The following is a 19,427-nucleotide window of genomic DNA, read 5'->3' on the forward strand; positions in this document are numbered from 1 at the left end:
AGACCTTAAAACCCGGCGTAACCTTTTTCCTCAAGCTCGTGGGCAAGTTCCTTTCCTCCCGATCTTACGATTTTTCCATCAACCATCACGTGGACAAAATCGGGAACTATATAGTTAAGAAGCCGCTGGTAATGGGTTATCACTATAAAGGAACGTCCAGAGTCCCTCATCGAATTCACCCCGTTTGCCACTATCTTGAGCGCATCTATGTCAAGACCGGAATCCGTCTCGTCAAGCACCGCCAGCGTCGGTTCGAGTATTTGCATCTGGAATATCTCGTTCCTTTTCTTCTCTCCACCCGAGAACCCGGTGTTCACGGACCTTTTAAGAAGATCCTCGTCAATACCGAGCGCTTTCATTTTCTCTCTGGCAAGCTTGCCGAACTCAACGTGCTTAAGCGGTTTTTCATCCCGGTACTCCCTTTTTGCATTAAGAGCCTCGCGAAGAAGATAAGTGTTCGCAACCCCCGGAATCTCTACGGGGTACTGGAAAGCCAGAAATATCCCTTCGCACGCCCTTTCCTCGGGCTCAAGATCGAGAAGATCCTTGCCCTGAAAAGTTACTTCCCCCTCGGTAACTTCGTAAGCTTCCTTACCTGCAAGAACCTGGGCAAGGGTGCTCTTTCCCGAACCGTTCGGGCCCATTATGGAGTGGACCTCCCCGGGCGCCACAGTAATGTTCATTCCTTTCAGTATTTCCTTGTCATCTACCTGCACATGCAGGTTTTTCACCTCGAGCATGTTTCGCTCCTCCTAAAAATCTTTTTTTCAGAATTACGGCGGAACCCTTATTAACCCACGCTTCCCTCAAGACTTACGCTCAACAGTTTTTCAGCTTCAACCGCGAACTCAAACGGCAACTCCTTGAAAACTTCCTTGCAGAAACCGTTTACTATGAGCGAAACCGCGTCTTCGGCGGAAAGCCCTCTCTGGCGACAGTAAAACATCTGGTCCTCACCTATTTTAGAGGTAGAAGCCTCGTGCTCCATGTGGGCCGTGGAGTTTCTGACCTCTATATATGGAAAAGTGTGTGCTCCGCAGCGGTCCCCTATAAGCATCGAGTCGCACTGCGTGTAATTTCTCGCCTTCTCGGCATTTTTACCAATTTCAACAAGTCCCCTGTATATGTTCTGCCCCTCGCCTGCGGAAATGCCCTTGGAAATAATCGTGCTGCTGGTGTTTTTTCCCACGTGAACCATCTTGGTTCCGGTGTCGGCCTGCTGGCGCCTGTTTGTAAGGGCAACGGAGTAAAACTCCCCGACCGAATTATCCCCTTCAAGAACGCAACTCGGGTATTTCCAGGTAATAGCGGAACCGGTTTCAACCTGCGTCCAGGAAATCCTTGAACTCCTGCCGACGCATCTTCCCCGCTTGGTTACGAAATTGTATATTCCGCCCTTGCCCTGCTTGTCTCCCGGGTACCAGTTCTGTATTGTCGAATACTTTATGGTGGCGTCATTATGGGCTATGAGTTCAACCACCGCGGCATGGAGCTGGTTTTGGTCTCTCTGCGGAGCTGTGCAACCCTCAAGATAGCTTACGTAGCTGCCCTCCTCGGCGATTATAAGAGTTCTTTCGAACTGTCCGGTGTTCTCGGCGTTTATACGGAAATAAGTAGAAAGCTCCATTGGGCACCTTACTCCCTTGGGAATATAGACGAAGGAACCGTCCGTAAAGACCGCGGAATTCAAAGCCGCATAGAAATTATCCCCGCGCGGCACGACCGAACCCAGATACTTGCGCACAAGATCGGGATATTCTTCCACCGCCTCGGATATAGAGCAGAAAATAACCCCTTCCTCGGCGAGTTTTTCCTTGAAAGTGGTAAAGACGGAAACGCTGTCGAAAACCGCGTCGACGGCGACGCCTGCCAGCATCTTCTGCTCCTCAAGCGGAATACCGAGCTTGTCGTAGGTCTCCTTTATCTCCGGGTCTATCTCGTCAAGGCTCTTCGGCCTGGGATTGCTTTTCGGCGCGGCGTAATAACTTATGTCGTTAAAATCTATTTCCGGATACCTTAGAAAAGCCCATCTAGGCTCTTTCATCTTCTTCCAGCGCTCATAAGCTCCGAGGCGCCATTCGAGAAGCCACTCAGGTTCATTCTTCTTGGAGGAGATCATCCTGATTATATCTTCGTTAAGCCCCTTGGGGGCAATCTCCTGCTCTACATCAGTTACGAATCCGTACTTGTATTCCTCCTGCGCGAGTTTTTCAAGGTCAACGCTCATTAAGAAATTATCCTCCTGTTAGTGACTTCTGCCGCCCCGAACTTCCTCCACCATGTCCCCGATAGTGGTATCTTCAAGAATCCTTATCATCGAAACCTTGAGCTTATCCCAGAGAGGGAGCTGCCCGCAGTTCTCATAAAGGGCACAGGGACCGTCTTCGTCCATGCAGTCGACTATCCTTATCTCTCCCTCTATGGCTTCGTATACCTCTCTCAGGCTGAGCTCGTACGGGGACTTGCGGAGCATGTATCCGCCCTCGGGTCCCACCTTCGACCTGAGTATCCCGCGATTAACGAGCCTTCTCATTACTTTAGCTAAGTAATTTTGCGGAATGTGCTGGGTCTCGGATATCTGCCTCATGCTGAACTTAAACCCCGGATTGCCTCCCATATGGATAAGGCATCTGACGGCGTAATCAAGTGTTCTGCTTACCTGCATAACGTTATTCTATACTTTATATATCCATAAAATAGCTATCTAGATGGTAATCCTTACCATTATTTAGACAAAGTCAACCGGGGCGGGAAAGAAACTCTTTCCAAGATGATTTTAAGTCTCCTCAATCTATTCCTCTGTTGCGGTCAAGGGGCAAAAACAGTCAGCAGAAGGAGGTCGCCCGCTCAAGCTGCCACCGTTAGCGGTGCGTATCCAAATAATTATCCCTGAGCTTTCTATATTCCGCTTCGGATAAACTTCTCGACCTGTCAAGAAATATGGCGACTGCCCAGATCGTCTCGTCTTCGTGCGTGGGTCCGTAAGCGGGCATTCCCGTCATCTTAACCCCATTCTTGGTGACCCAGAAAATATCCTTAAGAGAGTATTCATTGAGTTCTTCGCTAGGAAATTTGGGAGGTTCGGGAAAAAGACCTTTGCCGATCGGTAAAGGCTCGACTCCGGGCGCTCCATGGCACTGAGCGCACATATGCTCATATTCCCTAAAACCCTTCACATAAATGTTCTCGTCATTGATGTCGTAGGGAATCTTTAGATTCGCAGAGTTTCTTTGTATCGATCTTTCGGTAACGCTGTGGAAGGCCATGCTTACAATGGCCGGATGCGGCTTTGTAGCCGAGACGTCGTAACGTCCGAGAACAAAATAAAGTCCGGCACCTATTATCAAAACCGCTATCAGTAATTTTTTTCTTCTAAATACTTTTTCAATCATCGCTTACGCCTCTATTGGCAGATCCGCCCGAATTCGCCTGCTCCGGTTCGCAGCTACCCGGATGAACAATCATGCTTTATGAAAGCAGGACCATCCATAAATGAGCAAAACAGGCAGCTTGTTAAAGGTAAGACAGGCAGGATTTACCCGGATATTCTGGATAATCAATATCCATATTAGGAGTCGTTTGTCAAGCGGGCCAGAAAAAATATTTTGCCCCAAACAATATCCTTATTTCGGGAAAAGAAATTCCTGAATTGGAATCGAAGCGGAAAAAAGTTCGTCCGTCAGGAAGCTGTGGAACCGTAGATGAAAAGAAGCACTATTATTACGGCGACCCCGCCTACCATGGCCGCCACGTAATACCTGAGCAGGCCTGTCTGCAGCGCACTCAGGCGTCCTGATAAGTTCCTCACAAAATCGCTCAGCCCGTCAAGCGAGCTGTCTATAAAGGAGAGGTCAAAGTCAGAGCAAAGTCCCGAAATATAGTTAAACGGAGAGACAAAAACCGCCTCGTAGATCTCATCGACGTACCACTTGTTAAAGGACCCGCTTTTAAGCGCGGCAGCCGTTTTGCCCCCCGCCACAGCAGTTTCTCCACGCCTGCGGTAGTAGATCAAAACACCGGCCGCTATTCCCACAAACGCTGCCAGTACCGAAAACCCTACAAGGGTCCAGTGACCAAAATAGTGGGAGTAGGCATGTTCCGCTCCATAGTGTACTACCACTGAAGAAGAGAGGAACTTCTTAATAAGATCCGTGTAATGAAAACCCACGACCTCGCCCATGAATTCCGGCACGCCAAGAAGACCTCCAAAAACGGAGAGAACCGCGAGAATCACGAGAGGTACGGTCATTACGGCCGGGGATTCGTGGACGCGGCTTTTCGTCTTGTAGTCCATCCTTGCTGTCCCCTCGAAGGTAAGCACGTAGAGTCTCGTCATGTAGAAAGCGGTAAGTACGGCCGTAAGGAGCCCCGCGGCCCAGAAAAACGTATGGCCGCCGTTATAAAGCGAAGCCAAGATTTCATCCTTGCTGAAAAACCCAGAGAGAAGAGGAAAACCAGAAATGGCAAGCGTCGCCACCAGAAAAGTGACAGCCGTTACGGGAATCATCCCGCGAAGCCCCCCCATCTTCCTTATGTCCTGCTCTCCGGCCATGGCATGTATAACGCTTCCCGCCCCGAGGAATAGAAGCGCCTTGAAAAAGGCGTGGGTAACCAGATGAAATATCGAAAACACATAGGCCCCCGCCCCCGCAGCCATCAGCATGTAGCCCAGCTGACTTACGGTGGAGTATGCAAGCACCTTCTTTATGTCGTTCTGGGTGATAGCTATCGTGGCGGCGAAAAACGCGGTGAACGTAGCCACGATCAAAACGACGTTCAAAGCCACTGGACTCAGGTCAAAAAGCGGCGAGCAACGGCTTAACATGTAAACCCCGGCGGTAACCATTGTTGCGGCATGAATAAGGGCGCTCACTGCGGTCGGACCCGCCATCGCGTCCGGAAGCCACACGTGAAGCGGGAACTGGGCCGATTTCCCGACAGCACCGACAAACAGAAGAAGCGCCATCGCGGTTATAAGCGACTGCGAAAGCCCGGAAACAAAAACCGGGTCGGCAAGCTGGGAGAAAACATCCTGATAGTTAAGAGATCCGAAAACGGTAAAAATGAGGAAGATGCCGAGGATAAACCCGAAATCCCCTATCCTGTTCACCACAAAAGCCTTTCTTCCCGCATAAACCCTAAACGAGTCTTCATACCAGAACCCTATAAGCAGATAGGATGCAAGGCCCACTCCCTCCCATCCGATAAACATCATGGGGAAGTTGTTTCCCAGAACCAGAACGAGCATGAAGAAAACGAAAATGTTCAGGTAAGTGAAATAGCGCGCGTAGCAGCGGTCGTGGTGCATGTAGCCAATCGAATAGACATGTATAAGAAATCCCACCCACGTTACTACAAGGGCCATTACGGCGGAGAGGGAATCAAAGAGAAACTCGAAGCTGACGTTAAGGGTGCCCGAGAGCATCCAGGTGAAAAGTTCGGTTGTAATCGGCTCGGCTCCCGCAGGGCTCTGCGAGAGAAGATCGAGGAAAAGACGCGTGGACAAAAGAGCGGAGACCAAGACAGCCGCACACGCCACTGTCCCGACAACCCTGTCACTTGTGTGTCTTCCAGTCCCGGTGAGCTTTGCGCAGAGTCCAGTGGCGAAGAAAAGCCCGTTGAAGATCGCCCCCGCAAGCGGCGCAAGAACTATGAGAGCAAGCACTCAGGTAAACCTCCGAGAATAAATTAACCCTTAAGCAGTTTCAGCAGATCGATATCAAGACTCTCTTTCTGCCTGTAAATCGAAACGACAAACGCAAGGCCGACCGCAACCTCGGCCGCAGCCACCGTTACTGACATCAGAACGAACACATGTCCCGTGGCGCCCTCGTAGAGCCTTGAGAAAACGACGAAAAGCAGGTTGCAGGAGTTAAGCATGAGCTCAAGGCACATAAGCACGATCAGTATGTTTTTTCTGGTAATTATCCCGTAAACCCCGATCGCGAAAAGCACGCAGGCCAAGACTACGTAGTGAGTGACCGCAATTTCCATCTTACGATTCCCTCCCCTTGGCTATGACCAGAACGCCCACCATGGCTATCACCACAAGAACCGAGGTAAGCTCAAACGCGAGCAGATAATCACTGAAAAGGGATCTTCCCACTTCGGCCACGGTGCCGAAATTCTCAGGGTCCCCAAGCTTCGGAAAAGCAACCGGAGAAGACGAGAAAAGCTTCGAGGCAAAAAATCCGACAACAACGATAAAGAGAAAAAGAAACGTCATCCTCTTCGGTATGTTCATACTGTCAAACCTGAGCTCGCTGTCCCTTATATTGAGGAACATGACGGTAAAAAGAAAAAGGACCATTATCGCCCCTGCGTAAATCAGTATTTGTATCGCCGCGATGAAATGGGCATGGAGTAGAACGAAAAGCACCGCGGTGGAAAAAAGAGTAAGAACAAGCGAAACAGCGCTTGAAACGGGATTTTTATGGCTCACGACCATAACGGCCCCGAGTACCGCAAGCGTAGAAAAAATATAAAAAAGGACAGTATGAGACAACGGGTTTTCCGGAAAAAGATTTGGCAATCAATTATAGTTATAATGCGGGCAGAGTCAAACCGGTCGAGGGGTTCTACCTGCTTCTGGAAACTCCCCTCTTCGGACAGTAACCACTCACGGGACAACGGCTGCAAAGAGGAGATAAGGGTCTGCAGATCTGCTGCCCGAGAGCGACCAGAAGAGAGTTATACTCTATCCAGTATTTGCGGGGCAGTTTTTCCTGAAGAGCCATTTCGGTTTCATAAGGATTTTTGGTATCCACGTAACCCCACCTGTTTGAAATCCTGTGCACGTGAATATCAACGCAGATAGCGGGTTTTCCGTACCCAAGAGAAAGAACCAGATTGGCAGTTTTTCTCCCGACCCCACGGAATTCTAAAAGCTCGTCAATACTGTCCGGAACCCGACCGTCATATTCGTCTATCAGCTTTTCACATATCCCGATGATGTTCTGTGCTTTTACCCTGTAGAAACCGACGGGATATATAAGGTCTCTTACCCTTTTTTCCCCGAGCTCCAGTATCGTATGCGGAGTTGAAGCTTCGCGGAAAAGCCTCGCGGAGGCCTCGGCCGTGGTTTCGTCCTTGGTTCTCAGGCTGAGTACGGTGGAAATAAGAACCCTGAAAGGACTTTTTGAGGAAACGGCCGTAAGCGTAACCACGGGAACGTTCCATCCGGCGGCCTCCTTTCTAAGCACTCCCAGTACCCTTCCGATGTTCTTACTCTCGAGTTTTACGGTCATATCAGTCGGAAGCGAGGCTTTACTGGATTCGGGAGTCTTCAGTGCCGCCGGCACACTTACCTGCTATATCCTCCCATTTCTGGAAAAACACCTTAAGTGCTAGCTCGGCCTCGCCGAAGTTCGACAGTGATATAAGTTCCAAGATTCTTGCAACTTCCGGTACGCTGTTTTCATTTTTCAGCGTGTAGGGATGTATGTAATTGCAGATATCGCCGTAATTAAGCACCAGATAGCTTTGGGAATCGAACTGGACAAGCCATTTTCTAAGGTCTTCCAGACTTCGGTCAAGATTGCGCAGAAAAAGCTTAAGAGGATTAGCAGAGTCTTCGGACATTGTCTTTTCGATCTTTTCCCGCGAGGAGGTCAGTCTCCTTTTTGACTGCTCAAGGGTTGAGTTGTAATGAATTGAGTTAAAGCCCCAGTGGGTATAAAAATTTTTTCTCCCCTCCTCGGAAAAAAGAAGAAACCACTCAAACGGAACAACGTTTTCAGACGCAAAACAATTAAGGGAATCAGAAGTGGGCGCAACAAAGTAGTTGGCAGCTTCATCCTTCATGAAAAGACAGTCGGGCAGGTCTTCGTGGGGCAGATCAAGATGGTCTGAAAGCGCCTGGCGAAACGCGCTGTACTCATTGCCGAACCATATTCCGAAAGGAGAGGTAGGACCACCCCAGTAACGCTCATAAAACTTAAGATACTTGCTCCAGTACTCAGATTTTTCTCTGAAAGAATCCAGAGGCTCATATACTATAAGGGTACTGGAAGGCATCGCTTATATTAGAAAACATGTTCAAGCAAAAATCAATTCAGGCAAAAAAAAGAGGAGGGATAACCATTACGGTCTCCCTCCTCTTTCTTACTCATCAAGAACCGAGTGTCTTCAGACACCGGCCCTTCGCCATTATCCCTGGCTATACTGCGGCAGCAGGAACCTGTGACGCATCGTGTACTCAAACGGTGTCGAGTATACCACATGACCCATGTCATCGGCTCCTCTCTCTACCGTCCTCGTCCATATCGTCAACGCCGGCGGTATTATCAGGTTGAACGTGAAGCTTATCAACCCTACTACCTCCGTTGCTGGTATCTGACCACCCATGTAGTCAAATGGTGTTCCTGACATGTACCACGAACGTACATCCTCTGTAACAGCCGTCCTTACGCTCTCCGGATTCAGCTGGAACCTATGTCCCGTCCCGAATCCCGGCGGAAGATCCGACGGCAGATACGTTACTTCATGGATACTGTTCGCCACATCTGGCCTGGTTGTTATCCTGTAGTTCATTCTTCCCCAGTCGGTCTTGCCATAAAATGTAGGCCTGGCCGAAAGCGGACGGTCAGAATAACGTCCGTTCGCAGTGTGCAGTATATAGCCCCTGCGCTCCATCAAGTGGTTGAAATAGTTGTTGTTGGTACCATGCTCATACCCGGCGATGTAAGCAGCTTTCTTCGGAAATCCGAATGGCTCCTTACCGGCAAAGATCGGTGAGTCGTTCGACAGATACATGTACGGATAGTAACCCGCTTTGTATATGTGACCGCTTCCGTCATCCACCGTTGCCGAGAACGTTACGCCCATCTCCATGTATGGACCTAACATCGTGTTCTTGTGTATTACGTACCAAAACTCTATTACATCATCCTGAACCTCGATCGGTTCCGGTACTACCGCTTTCATAGCGCCGAGGTCAGCCCTTATAACATAGGCCATCCACCTGCTCTCCGTATACGTAAGCGGTATGATGTCGTAGTCGAACACTGGGTCCGCTACACCCTGACTGATTATGTGGATCCTGTCCCTGTCCAATGGTAATGGTGGAACTTCTCCCTCATCCAGCCAAGGATAACTGTACTCATTTGCATGTAATCCCATTATGGTTTTACCTCCTTAAATCCTTATTTATCTTATGAACCCTGACTGATCGGGAACTGCTGCCTCAATCCATACTTGTATGGCGTGGCATATCCACGATAACTTGCCGGCCTCTCATATGTCTCCGTCCAAAGTACTACCGCTGGCGGTATTACAAGATCGAACACAAATGAAATCAATCCAGTTACTTCCTGAATCTTCAGCTCCGCTCCCATGTTGTCAAACGGAGTGGCCTGCATGAACCAGTTTATTGCGTCTCCGCTTGCTGTCCTGGTATGCTCCGGCTTTATCTTGAACCTGTGTCCCGTTATCATGCTGTCAAACGGAGGTGGCAACGCCGATGGCAGATATGTCAGCTGCCACTCCGAACTTGATACGTCCGGACGCGTTATAACCTTCATATTGAACTTACCCCAATCCGTCTTACCATAGAAGTACGGAGGCGTTACCTGCTTGTCATCAAACTGACCTGTTGCGCTGTGCATCAGGTAACCGTTACGACTCATCGCAAATCCAAAGAAGTCAGTGCCCTTCTCTCCACCATGTACCGTACATCTGATGTAGGACATCTTCTTTGGAAATCCAAGCACACGACCAGCGTCCACAGGCGCATCTCCCGTAAGATACATATACGGATAGTATCCTGCTCTCCACACGTTCCCGTCCGGGTCTGTGTATGTTGCCGATACCGTTACGCCAAACTCAAGATATGGACCTAACATCGTGTTCTTGTGATCCACATACCAAAACTCTACCAGGTCCGCATTCTCGCCATCCCATACCTGCAGTGGGGGATTAGGGCACAGACGACTACGTGTTGCCTCGTCTACCCTTACTACGAATGCTGACCACCTGCTGTCCGTGTATGTCAGCGGCAGCACGTCTATGTCCCACAGCGGATCCGACGGATTCGCTATGATCCATGACTTGATATCCCGCTCTATCGGAGGGGGCGGGACCTCTTTCGTCAACTCCCAGTACTTCGTTGGGACGTTTAAATGACTATGGCTCATATTATAAGCCTCCTTCATTGTAGATTTGGGCCAAAACTCAACCACACATTCCAAACCTCTCCATACACCCACTCTCCCCTGTCGATAAAATGTTGGTAGTTCTGTTGGATGCGAATAGACGCAACCTCACCCGATTTACATTCAATCAAATCTTTACCCCTTTTGTCAAGTATTTTTTTATACCTAAAGCAGAGTTTTCGGTTTCTGCAGTAACAACCCGTAAACTCATGAATTTTACAAAATATTTGGGGCTAAAATCGTGAAGCGAAAGGGTTAAAACAGCCAGGGAGGGAGGTCTTTCAGGCCTCTCATCATCCTGATTCGAAGCTCATTTTCATCTGGAATGTCTTTTCTGTCGAATTTTACGTTCTTAAGACAGGCGAGCATCGCCCGCATAATGCTGTTTTTTGTTATTCTCTCCTTTTTGTTTTCCTTGGAACGGTTTTTCATTATCTCTCTTTCGAGTTTCTGGAGAAATTCAAAGTCTTCACTGCTTATCCTTAACGTGAGTACGTCAAAGGTTTTGTATTTCGGCGGTGTTTCGGGCTGGGGGCTCGGTGCAGTGCCCGCAATACCGCTCTTGATACTTTTTTCCTCAGGCGGTCTTATCCAGATATTGGGGTTTACTCCCTCACTCGTCTTTTCATCCGGCATAGCATTCCTCCTTCTTTGTCAAAGATGATCTCTTGCAAGGTAATTATACCATAAAAACCCTAAGTTATGAACTTCATTATTTTAACTTTACCAGAATCCCAAAAGAAAAAATGTCCTCCAAGGCTCTACCAGTCTCCACTTGTCAGAGGACTTGCAAAGCTGGATTAGGACAACAAGGAATCGCCTCGGAAAGCCTGTCAATAAAAGCTAATCGCGTCATAGTAAGATAAGATAACCTGTCAGTTTTTAAGACACAAGAACGATTCTGAGGAGATAAACCGTCTCTAATGACCCTAAACCAGCGAAAAATCAGGCCAACTTATGATGATAAGAAGTTATTGACTTCATAAGTTAATATCAAGTCCTGGAATTCCTCTTGGTCAAAATTATGCTTGACATTGAGTGTCGATCTGTGATAGAAACTGTAATATGCCCCGATTTGTAGAGGGCTAGGAACGGTTATGATCTCATACAGGAGGTATGGTTAGTATGGTTCCAATAGAAGCTTTGTTAGGTTACGTGTTGCTGCTCGTAGGGTTTGTGTTCTTCGCGAACGGAATGACCCTTTTGGGTAAAACCGGAGCGAAGGAAGTGGGAGTGCTCAATCTGGGAGTCGGCGTGCTTATAGCGATTGCCGCCTGGAAACTGCACACCCTTGGTCTTACGGCGGCTACCGCGCTTGTATCGGTATTTGCATTGATATACCTGATAGTCTACGCGGTATTCGTACACGGACATGACGCGAAAGGGCTGGGAGTGTACTGTCTTTTCGCAACGGTGGTGTTTATATGGTACGGGGCTCATTTCCAGGCACTTGGGCTTGCGTATTTTGCGTACTTCTGCTGGGCATGGGCTTTGCTGGTGCTTCTCTGCTTCTTTGCGTTCTCGCAGGGTAAGGATCTTGGCAAGCCGATAGCCTATCTGTTCATAATAGAGTCGATAGTGACCCTGTTGATACCGGGAATGCTTCTGCTTACAGAGAAGTGGAATCCTCTCGGTGGAGTACCAGGCTAAGGTTTATATTTTTAGCTGATTTACCAATAACGGGTAGAGGGAATCATAAGAATTTTCTCTGCCCGTTATTTTTTGTCTTTCCCTTCCTTCCTACGCCAGTCCCTTAAACAAAGCGGTTTGATATAATCCGCTTTATGATTGATAATAGAGTTTCCGGGACGGTGATCTGAATTGTCTGAAAAAATCCCTAGGTTTCTCAAAAACGGGTACTTGGCGCTTGCCTTGGGAACCATCATCGTCCTATCTTTTTTTCTTGTCGCCGAACCAGTCAGTCTTGACCGCAAATACAACAGTCAGAGCATAAAAATTGCCGAAGACACCCTTAAGCACGTAAACAAGTTTTATCTGGACAAAAACAAGATCGACTATGCGAAAATGCTTGAAAAAGGGGTTTCCAGCCTTGAAACCTTCCTTGACGACGTGCTGGTGGAATTTCCACAAGACCGGGGCAATGTCTTCGCCGTTCACGTAAAGGAAAAGACAAAGAAATTCAAGGAAAAAGAGTCACCATCCCCAAACGACGTCACGAGCACTCTGGGCCAAGTCGTGTCTTTTGTCCTTTCTAACACAGGAACCGAAGACCGCACCGTCAAAAACATAGAATATTCCATATCGGACAGCATGCTGAAGGTTCTTGACCCCCACTCCGCAATGATCCCGCCGGATATCTACAAGGAGTTTCTCATAGACACCGAAGGGAGTTTCGGAGGACTCGGAATAGTGGTCGGTATAAGAGATGGCCAGTTGACCGTCATATCTCCGATAGAAGGCACGCCGGCTTACAGGTCAGGGATAAAAACCAAAGATCGGATCGTGCAGATAGAAAACGAATCGACCATAAACATGCCTCTTCTCGAAGCCGTAGGGAAACTAAGAGGTAAGAAGGGGACCAGAGTAAACCTTCTTATCTCGAGAAAAAAATTTTCCAAGCCCAAGAAGTTTTCGATAGTAAGAGACACGATAAAGATAGAAAGCGTCGAAGGGTTTGACCTTGAAAACGATATTCTTTACCTGAGAATAAGAAATTTCCAGAAAAACACGTCCTCGGATCTAAAAAAAGAGGTGAGCAGCCGCTCTTACCCAATTAACGGAATAATCCTCGATCTCAGAGGAAACCCCGGAGGTCTTCTTTCCGAGGCAGAGAAAGTAGCCGACCTCTTTCTCTCCTCGGGAACGATAATGACAACTAAAGCAAGGGACTATGCTAAAACCTACAGAGCGACGACAAAGCAGCCTGAGTACAAGGGGAAAGTGATAGTGCTTGTGGACCAGGGAAGCGCAAGTGCGTCAGAAATAGTAGCCGGGGCGCTTAAAAACAACAAAAGAGCACTTGTGATAGGAAAAAGATCCTTCGGCAAGGGATCGGTCCAGAAGGTTTTCGAGTTCGAAGACGGCGCCGCTTTGAAACTCACAATAGCAAAGTATCTTACCCCGGGCAACATCTCCATCCAGGATAGCGGCATAACCCCCGACATTCTTCTTCAGGGATCAGTGATAACCGAAGATAAAGTCGTCTATAACCCTTTGCCCGAAAAAAGAGAAAACGGGGAAGAGGAGGCATATATGCCAATCCCCGAATTCACGGTCAAGTACATCGACGAGAGCCTGGCGCCCCAAGAAGAGGACGAGGATGAGATTCAGCCGGACGAATCGCTTACGAAAGCACAGAAACTTGAGAGACTGAAGAATGATTTTTACGTAAAACTTTCAAGAAGGATGCTCCTGGCAGAGACCAGGGAACAGATGTATGCAACAGCTACGGATTTTTCCAACGCCCAGCTTGAAGAAATCAGAAGACGGATTGAAAATACAGGAATCGACTGGTCTGCCGGGGAAACAAAAAAGCCTTCCGTATCGGTCCAAACGGTTCCCTCGAAAACAGCTTTCCGGGCCGGGGAAGAAAGTTTTCTTAAGATAAAGGTGACAAATTCCGGCCCTGACCCGATATACAGGCTCAGCGCTGTTACCGACTGTGAGAACCGCATTTACAGCGATGGAGAGCTTCTGTTCGGGAAACTGCTCCCCGGGCAGAGCAAAATCTCAAGAGTCAAATTTTCCGTTCCCAAATGGGTCACCACCAGAGAGGACAGTATCAAGCTCATTTTCACGAGTTCCGGGAACAAAACCTTTACGGAAGAGAACCTGCTCGTAAAAACCGTGGCGGACAAGCGTCCCGTCTACTCCCATAACCACGAAGTAGTGGACGACGGGAGATTCGGAAGCAAAGGCAACGGGAACGGCCATGCGGAACTTGAGGAAACCATAGTACTCAACATAAAATTGAAAAACACCGGAGACGGAACATCTGAAAAGACGGTAGCGACTCTTAAGAATCTTTCGGGGGACGACGTGTTTCTTGAGAAAGGAAGAGTTGAGCTTGAAAAGTTCCGTCCAGGGGAAACCAGACTTGCGCCTTTTCGTTTCAGGCAGAGCGGGAAGGGTGGTGAAACGGAATTTGAGCTTCTCGTAATGGATGAGGACTTCCGGGAAATAAAAACACAGAGAATAATCCTGCCTGTCTCCGAGCAGGAAAGACCGTTTTTCGCCACTTCCGCAAAAACTGCCCTGTTCAAGGACTCAAGTTCCATACTTGGGGGAACTTTCCCTGCTGCCCCCGAAGTGGCTGTGGCACAGAAAAATTCCATGGTAAAAATTCTCGGTACTTCAGGGCGATGGATACGGGTTGAGGGGAAAAATTCTCTAGCAGGCTGGGTTGAAGAAAAAGCCATCAGGGTTGCTCGGGCAAGCTATGATGGTCCGTCCGGTGAAGCGTCGGATGAGAACGGAATCGACGGCGCCGGGCAGGGGATTTCAGTTCTTGAAGAAACCTTTGAAGAACCTCCTTTCATCATGATTTCGGATTTCCCCATGTCCACGGAGGCTTCCAAGATAACAGTGGAAGGATCGGTCAGGGACACTGACCGCATAGAGAGCGTCTCGGTTTGGAAAAAAGACGACAAGGTAAAGCTTTTTACACCGGGGAAAAACAACGTTCCCCTGCTTTTTCCCTTAACTCTCGAAGAAGGAATGAATCTTTTCACCATAGTGGCCAAGGACGAAAAGGGTATGATATCCAAAAAAACCCTGGCCATAAGAAAAGATCTTTCCTGAATTTAGGATATTTATCGCGCGCGCACCGAAGACTGCGGATGAAGTCCAGGGGGTGGAGTAATGCTTAAGTTTCTCTCTTTTCGAATACTGACCGGAGCAGTCGTAATCCTCGTGGTCGCGAGCATAACCTTCTTTCTGCTCAGAGTACTTCCCGGGGGTCCTTTCGACTCCGAGAAAAGTATTCCCCCGAACATACTCGAGAACATTGAAAAGAAATATCACATGGATAAGCCGCTACACAAACAATACTTCATCTATATGGGAAACCTGGCCCGCGGCGACTTCGGACCTTCCTACAAATACGACGACAGACCGGTTACCGACATAATAAAGGAAACCCTGCCAGTCTCAATGGGGCTCGGATTGGTGTCCTTGGTGCTGGCGTTTTTCATGGGAACAGTGGTCGGAATGATTTCCTCACTGTTTCCAAGAAGCATCCACGACATTGTCTCCGTGCTGATCTCCACGTCACTGGTATCGGTCCCGAGCTTCGTCGTTGGGGCGGCACTCATATATTTTTTCTCCGTTAGATGGGGGATTCTGCCGGCCGCCCTCTGGGGAGAGCCAAAGCACATCGTCCTTCCGGCACTGACCCTGAGCTTGGCTCCGTTCGCATATATCTCAAGGCTTGTACGTTCCAACATGCTTGACGTGTCGGGCCAGTTTTTCGTAAGAACCGCCAGGGCAAAGGGACTTGGAAGAACGAAGATATTCACAAAGCATATACTGAGAAACGCGCTTGTACCGGTCGTAACGGTGCTAGGTCCTCTGACCGCCTACCTAGTGACGGGGTCCTTTGTCGTCGAGCATATATTCGCGATACCGGGAATGGGAAGGTTTTTCGTTTTTGCCGTGGCAAACAGGGACTACTCCGTTGTACTCGGAATAACGATCGTCTACGCGCTTCTGCTCGTAATAGCAAACCTTATTGTCGACCTTCTCTATGCCATACTTGATCCGAGAATAGAGCTTAGAAAGCAGGAACCGATCGCCTGACAGCGGGCAAAGACAGACGAGAATGAAGAACGTAAAGATAATTATCGAATATGACGGCACGGACTACCACGGCTGGCAATGCCAAGCGAATCTTCCCACTGTGCAGAAGACTATAGAGGACGCAATCCGGAAGATCACCAGAGAAAATGTTAAGATAACGGGTTCGGGAAGAACGGATGCGGGAGTGCACGCCATTGGCCAAGTGGCGAATTTCTCCATCGAAACGCAGATGGATCCCGAGACCCTACAAAAAGCGCTTAATTCCACACTCCCCCGGGACATATCAATCATCAAGACCCAAGAGGTCCCAGACAGCTTTCACGCACAGTTCAGCTCCCGGAGCAAGGTATACGAATACAGGATTTTCAACAGGCCGCATCCCCCCGCACTTCAGAGAAACAGAGTGTGGCACATCCAAGAGAAACTTGATACAAAAAAGATGAGAGAAGCCGCCGCATATCTTGAGGGGACGCATGATTTCTCCGTTTTCGCCACGGCCGACATAACGGTGAAAACCACCGTACGCACAGTAAAACGGGTTCACGTCAGAAAAACCCGCGAAAGAATAATCCTGGTTGAAATAGAAGCGGACGGGTTTCTGAAAAGAATGGTGAGAATGATAACCGGGACCCTCGTGGAAACTGGAAAGGGAAAACTCACCCCGGAGGGACTCGGACGGATACTTGCCGAGGGACAGAAGACAAAAAATGTCTTCACCGCTCCCCCTCAGGGACTTTTTCTCAAAAAAGTCGTCTACTGAACCTGTGACAAAGCAGTTTCGTCGATTACGCTCCAGGGGTACAGTTTTTGCCTTGCAGTTTTTTCTTCGGTTGATTTTTGTTTCCGAGACTTTCATGTATTCTGCTTGACAATCAGATTTCGGACATGATGTGAGATTCATGACAGTCCTTGTTCAAGCAAACGCACAATGAAATTTCTAAGATTCAAAAACAGCAGCCAAAAACCCGTGTTCGGAGAGTATGTCGACGGAACCGTTATCGAGATAGAAGGAGACATATTCACAACCTGGTCGGCAACCAGCACGCGGCACGACTACTCTGACATCAGACCTCTTGCCCCCTGTCTTCCGACAAAGATCATAGCGGTAGGGCTTAACTATGAAGACCACGCAAGGGAAATGAAAAGAACTCCTCCCGAAGATCCTATGCTTTTTATGAAGCCGTCGACGGCCGTAATCGCCCATCATGAAGAGATAAAATATCCGGTGCACATGTCAAACAGGGTAGATTACGAAGGAGAACTCGGAGTGGTGATAGGAAAGAAGGCCCGCATGATAGAGGAGGAGCAGGCCCTAGAATATGTATTCGGATATACCTGCATAAACGACGTAACGGCAAGAGATCTTCAGGCAAAAGACATACAGTTTACAAGGGGGAAGGGGTTTGATACTTTCGCCCCTCTGGGCCCCTTCATAGAAACGGAAGCCAATCCTGCAGACCTTCGGATAAGGACTTTCCTGAACGGTGAAGTAAAACAGGATTCAAACACAAAGAACTTGATATTCAGCGTACCGAAACTCATAAGCTTCATATCAAAGGTGATGACCCTTCTTCCGGGGGATATAATAGCTACCGGAACTCCTTCAGGGATAAGTCCGATGAAGCCGCAGGACACAGTGGAAATTGAAATCGAGGGGGTCGGGAAACTCGAAAACCGCGTCAGCCTGTAGAGAAGTCTCTCATTTCCGCCCGCAAGCTGTTCCACTCAGCAAAACCTGATGAATTTGGTTTTCTGCTATGTCTGGGAAACAATGTATGGTCAAGTGGTAAAAGAAAGTTGAATCTCCATTACGAAATTAGAATTCTTTTCCGCGCACTGCTTATAGTTAGCATTGCCGGGGCCGTTTCCTGTGGCGGAAGCGGAAGTGCGGAACCCCCGTTGTCCCAGTGCGATCTTGCCCCACAGAGAAACGAGCAGAGGTTGTCCGGCAAAAAAAGAGAAGACTATTATCCCAAAGTGTTCAGCCGTGATTTCTCCCGTGATTACGGTGCCGATATATCTCCTGAAGAAAAACATTACGATACTGTAAGAAAAGTAAGCCGTTCCGTCTTCGAGATGGAGTTCATAGGGAATAATGTATCTGGGGCAGCAGGTTCGGGATGGCTCATAGCGCCAAGATATGTAGTTACGGCAGCGCACAACTTCGACGATTTCGACGATAGTGGTCAAGCAAGTATACGTGTCCATACTTTTGACGGAGATACCATAGAGGCGGAAAAAATCTATGCCACCCGAAAAAGGACAACAGGAACAGACCTGGCGTTAGTCCGCCTCAAAGAGGAAAGTGACGCCGTTCCAATGAAAATAGCGGAGGAAAATCCAGAAAGAAATGAACTTTTGATGGGGATGGGAGGAGGCGCCGCATTAGGTGGGCTTGGCGGATGGACAGTCTCCGCGGGACCGGCTCTTGAGTTAAGAGAAGGCCGCACTCCCCCCCCCTGCACGCCGGGAGAATATACCATGCGGTGCCTATTGTCAAAGGAATGAGCGGAGGGCCTATATTCAACGACAGAGGAGAGGTCGTTTCCATCATATCCGCGATTCGGGGTGGACCTCATTTCGAAGGCATACTCAGGAACAGGTTTGGTGTCACACCTTTTCGGGTTCCTAGTTCGCCGCCGCAAAATCTTTGGGTTTATGGTTTTGTTCAGCCAGACCCCAACTCTCTCTCCTTCGGACCGAATCCCGCGGAGCTTAGAGAAGTTTTCGACAAAATTCCCGATGAAGAAAAACCGGATAATGCCGGAGAATACAGGAGTGACAACAAGTGGGAAAAAGCCGGACACGAGTTCGGCAACGAATACAGCCCGTTTCCGCTTGATCAGTTTGATCACATGCAGGACATATACAAACGGGCGCGCGAAGCCACCGTGGAACTGCGTGTTGGTCCCAACAGATATGGTTCCGGATTCATATACGACGCTGATACTGTCATCACCGCGGGACACGTCGCTCCCATAAAAGGCGAAACAGTATATCTTACGACGAATGATCTCAAAATTTACAATGGAACTGTTTTTAAGACTCAGTACCAGGCAAAACTCTATGGATGCGACATAGCAGTTATAAAGACGAATGAACCACTCCCACCGGGAGAACACCAAATTCTCGAGATAGCTGACGACTCTTCGCTTCAGTGCGGAGATCCGCTTGTCGTTATAGGTTCCGCCGACTTTTACAATAGCGTGGGTCATCTTCAGGGAGTTGGTGCCGTATACATGAGCACTGAAACATACATATCGAAATTTATCTCGCACTCCAGTGCCGCCGGCATGAGCGGCGGGCCCGTGGTAGATAAACACGGCCGGGTGGTTTCCCTGTCTTCACAGGGCGTTGGCAAGGCGGGGGAGTGGCGTGATCCCGGACCGTTTGTAATCCGCACCCGCCTTCCGGTTTATTTTGGGCAGGACTTCTTTGAGGGACCTAACGCGGAAACCATAAAAAGATTTGTTGATGAGGATGAATTTTTCTGTCCAGAGTGAATCGAGCATGTTGTGT

19 protein-coding genes are annotated in these 19,427 nt (G+C 48.7%); 7 read left to right on the forward strand and 12 right to left on the reverse strand.

Features of this window, described 5'->3' with window-relative positions; translation table 11 throughout:
• Positions 1-5: 5 nt before the first annotated feature.
• The 12 genes from sufC to F4Z13_01960 form a co-directional block, all read right to left on the reverse strand.
• Entirely contained in the window at positions 6-740 is a 735-nt protein-coding gene (sufC, locus tag F4Z13_01905) for a Fe-S cluster assembly ATPase SufC (GenBank protein ID MXZ48001.1), read from the reverse strand.
• Positions 741-790: 50 nt separating this feature from the next.
• Positions 791-2,227: a Fe-S cluster assembly protein SufB gene (sufB, locus tag F4Z13_01910; protein MXZ48002.1), complete on the reverse strand. Its 1,437-nt coding sequence runs from the start codon at positions 2,225-2,227 to the stop codon at positions 791-793.
• 18 nt (positions 2,228-2,245) lie between these two features.
• Positions 2,246-2,665 carry an Rrf2 family transcriptional regulator gene (locus F4Z13_01915; protein MXZ48003.1) on the reverse strand — a complete coding sequence of 140 codons (420 nt, stop codon included), beginning with the start codon at positions 2,663-2,665 and terminating at the stop codon, positions 2,246-2,248.
• A gap of 196 nt (positions 2,666-2,861) precedes the next feature.
• Entirely contained in the window at positions 2,862-3,392 is a 531-nt protein-coding gene (locus F4Z13_01920; GenBank protein MXZ48004.1) for a cytochrome c, read from the reverse strand.
• A 287-nt stretch (positions 3,393-3,679) separates the two neighbouring features.
• Positions 3,680-5,665, reverse strand: coding sequence for an NADH-quinone oxidoreductase subunit L (gene nuoL / locus F4Z13_01925; protein ID MXZ48005.1), 1,986 nt, complete (start codon positions 5,663-5,665; stop codon positions 3,680-3,682).
• Positions 5,666-5,688: 23 nt separating this feature from the next.
• Positions 5,689-5,994 (reverse strand): NADH-quinone oxidoreductase subunit NuoK, encoded by a 306-nt coding sequence (gene nuoK, locus F4Z13_01930; protein ID MXZ48006.1) that lies wholly within the window; start codon positions 5,992-5,994, stop codon positions 5,689-5,691.
• Between the two features lies 1 nt (position 5,995).
• A complete protein-coding gene (locus tag F4Z13_01935) occupies positions 5,996-6,505 on the reverse strand; it encodes an NADH-quinone oxidoreductase subunit J (GenBank protein MXZ48007.1) in 510 nt (169 codons plus the stop codon).
• A 73-nt stretch (positions 6,506-6,578) separates the two neighbouring features.
• Entirely contained in the window at positions 6,579-7,247 is a 669-nt protein-coding gene (locus tag F4Z13_01940; protein ID MXZ48008.1) for an endonuclease III, read from the reverse strand.
• Between the two features lie 19 nt (positions 7,248-7,266).
• A complete protein-coding gene (locus tag F4Z13_01945) occupies positions 7,267-8,016 on the reverse strand; it encodes a hypothetical protein (protein ID MXZ48009.1) in 750 nt (249 codons plus the stop codon).
• Between the two features lie 132 nt (positions 8,017-8,148).
• Complete coding sequence (locus F4Z13_01950) at positions 8,149-9,120, reverse strand: hypothetical protein (protein MXZ48010.1); 972 nt, start codon at positions 9,118-9,120, stop codon at positions 8,149-8,151.
• A 32-nt stretch (positions 9,121-9,152) separates the two neighbouring features.
• Positions 9,153-10,178 carry a hypothetical protein gene (locus F4Z13_01955; protein ID MXZ48011.1) on the reverse strand — a complete coding sequence of 342 codons (1,026 nt, stop codon included), beginning with the start codon at positions 10,176-10,178 and terminating at the stop codon, positions 9,153-9,155.
• 228 nt (positions 10,179-10,406) lie between these two features.
• Positions 10,407-10,787, reverse strand: coding sequence for a hypothetical protein (locus F4Z13_01960; protein ID MXZ48012.1), 381 nt, complete (start codon positions 10,785-10,787; stop codon positions 10,407-10,409).
• Positions 10,788-11,267: 480 nt separating this feature from the next.
• On the opposite strand from F4Z13_01960, the gene F4Z13_01965 reads away from it, so the two are divergent.
• The 7 genes from F4Z13_01965 (at position 11,268) to F4Z13_01995 (ending at position 19,411) form a co-directional block, all read left to right on the forward strand.
• Positions 11,268-11,801 carry a hypothetical protein gene (locus F4Z13_01965; GenBank protein MXZ48013.1) on the forward strand — a complete coding sequence of 178 codons (534 nt, stop codon included), beginning with the start codon at positions 11,268-11,270 and terminating at the stop codon, positions 11,799-11,801.
• A 171-nt stretch (positions 11,802-11,972) separates the two neighbouring features.
• On the forward strand, positions 11,973-14,912 hold the full coding sequence (locus F4Z13_01970) for a PDZ domain-containing protein (protein MXZ48014.1): 2,940 nt from the start codon (positions 11,973-11,975) through the stop codon (positions 14,910-14,912).
• A gap of 60 nt (positions 14,913-14,972) precedes the next feature.
• Positions 14,973-15,908, forward strand: a complete 936-nt coding sequence (locus F4Z13_01975; protein ID MXZ48015.1) for an ABC transporter permease — start codon at positions 14,973-14,975, stop codon at positions 15,906-15,908.
• 22 nt (positions 15,909-15,930) lie between these two features.
• Entirely contained in the window at positions 15,931-16,668 is a 738-nt protein-coding gene (gene truA, locus F4Z13_01980; GenBank protein ID MXZ48016.1) for a tRNA pseudouridine(38-40) synthase TruA, read from the forward strand.
• A gap of 168 nt (positions 16,669-16,836) precedes the next feature.
• Complete coding sequence (locus tag F4Z13_01985; GenBank protein ID MXZ48017.1) at positions 16,837-17,598, forward strand: DUF2437 domain-containing protein; 762 nt, start codon at positions 16,837-16,839, stop codon at positions 17,596-17,598.
• Between the two features lie 107 nt (positions 17,599-17,705).
• Positions 17,706-18,416: a trypsin-like peptidase domain-containing protein gene (locus tag F4Z13_01990; protein ID MXZ48018.1), complete on the forward strand. Its 711-nt coding sequence runs from the start codon at positions 17,706-17,708 to the stop codon at positions 18,414-18,416.
• On the forward strand, positions 18,395-19,411 hold the full coding sequence (locus F4Z13_01995) for a trypsin-like peptidase domain-containing protein (GenBank protein ID MXZ48019.1): 1,017 nt from the start codon (positions 18,395-18,397) through the stop codon (positions 19,409-19,411). The genes F4Z13_01990 and F4Z13_01995 overlap by 22 nt, the downstream gene beginning before the upstream one ends.
• The last annotated feature ends 16 nt before the right edge of the window (positions 19,412-19,427 follow it).

The sequence above is a fragment of the Candidatus Dadabacteria bacterium genome, from assembly GCA_009837205.1.
GTDB lineage: Bacteria > Desulfobacterota_D > UBA1144 > Nemesobacterales > Nemesobacteraceae > Nemesobacter.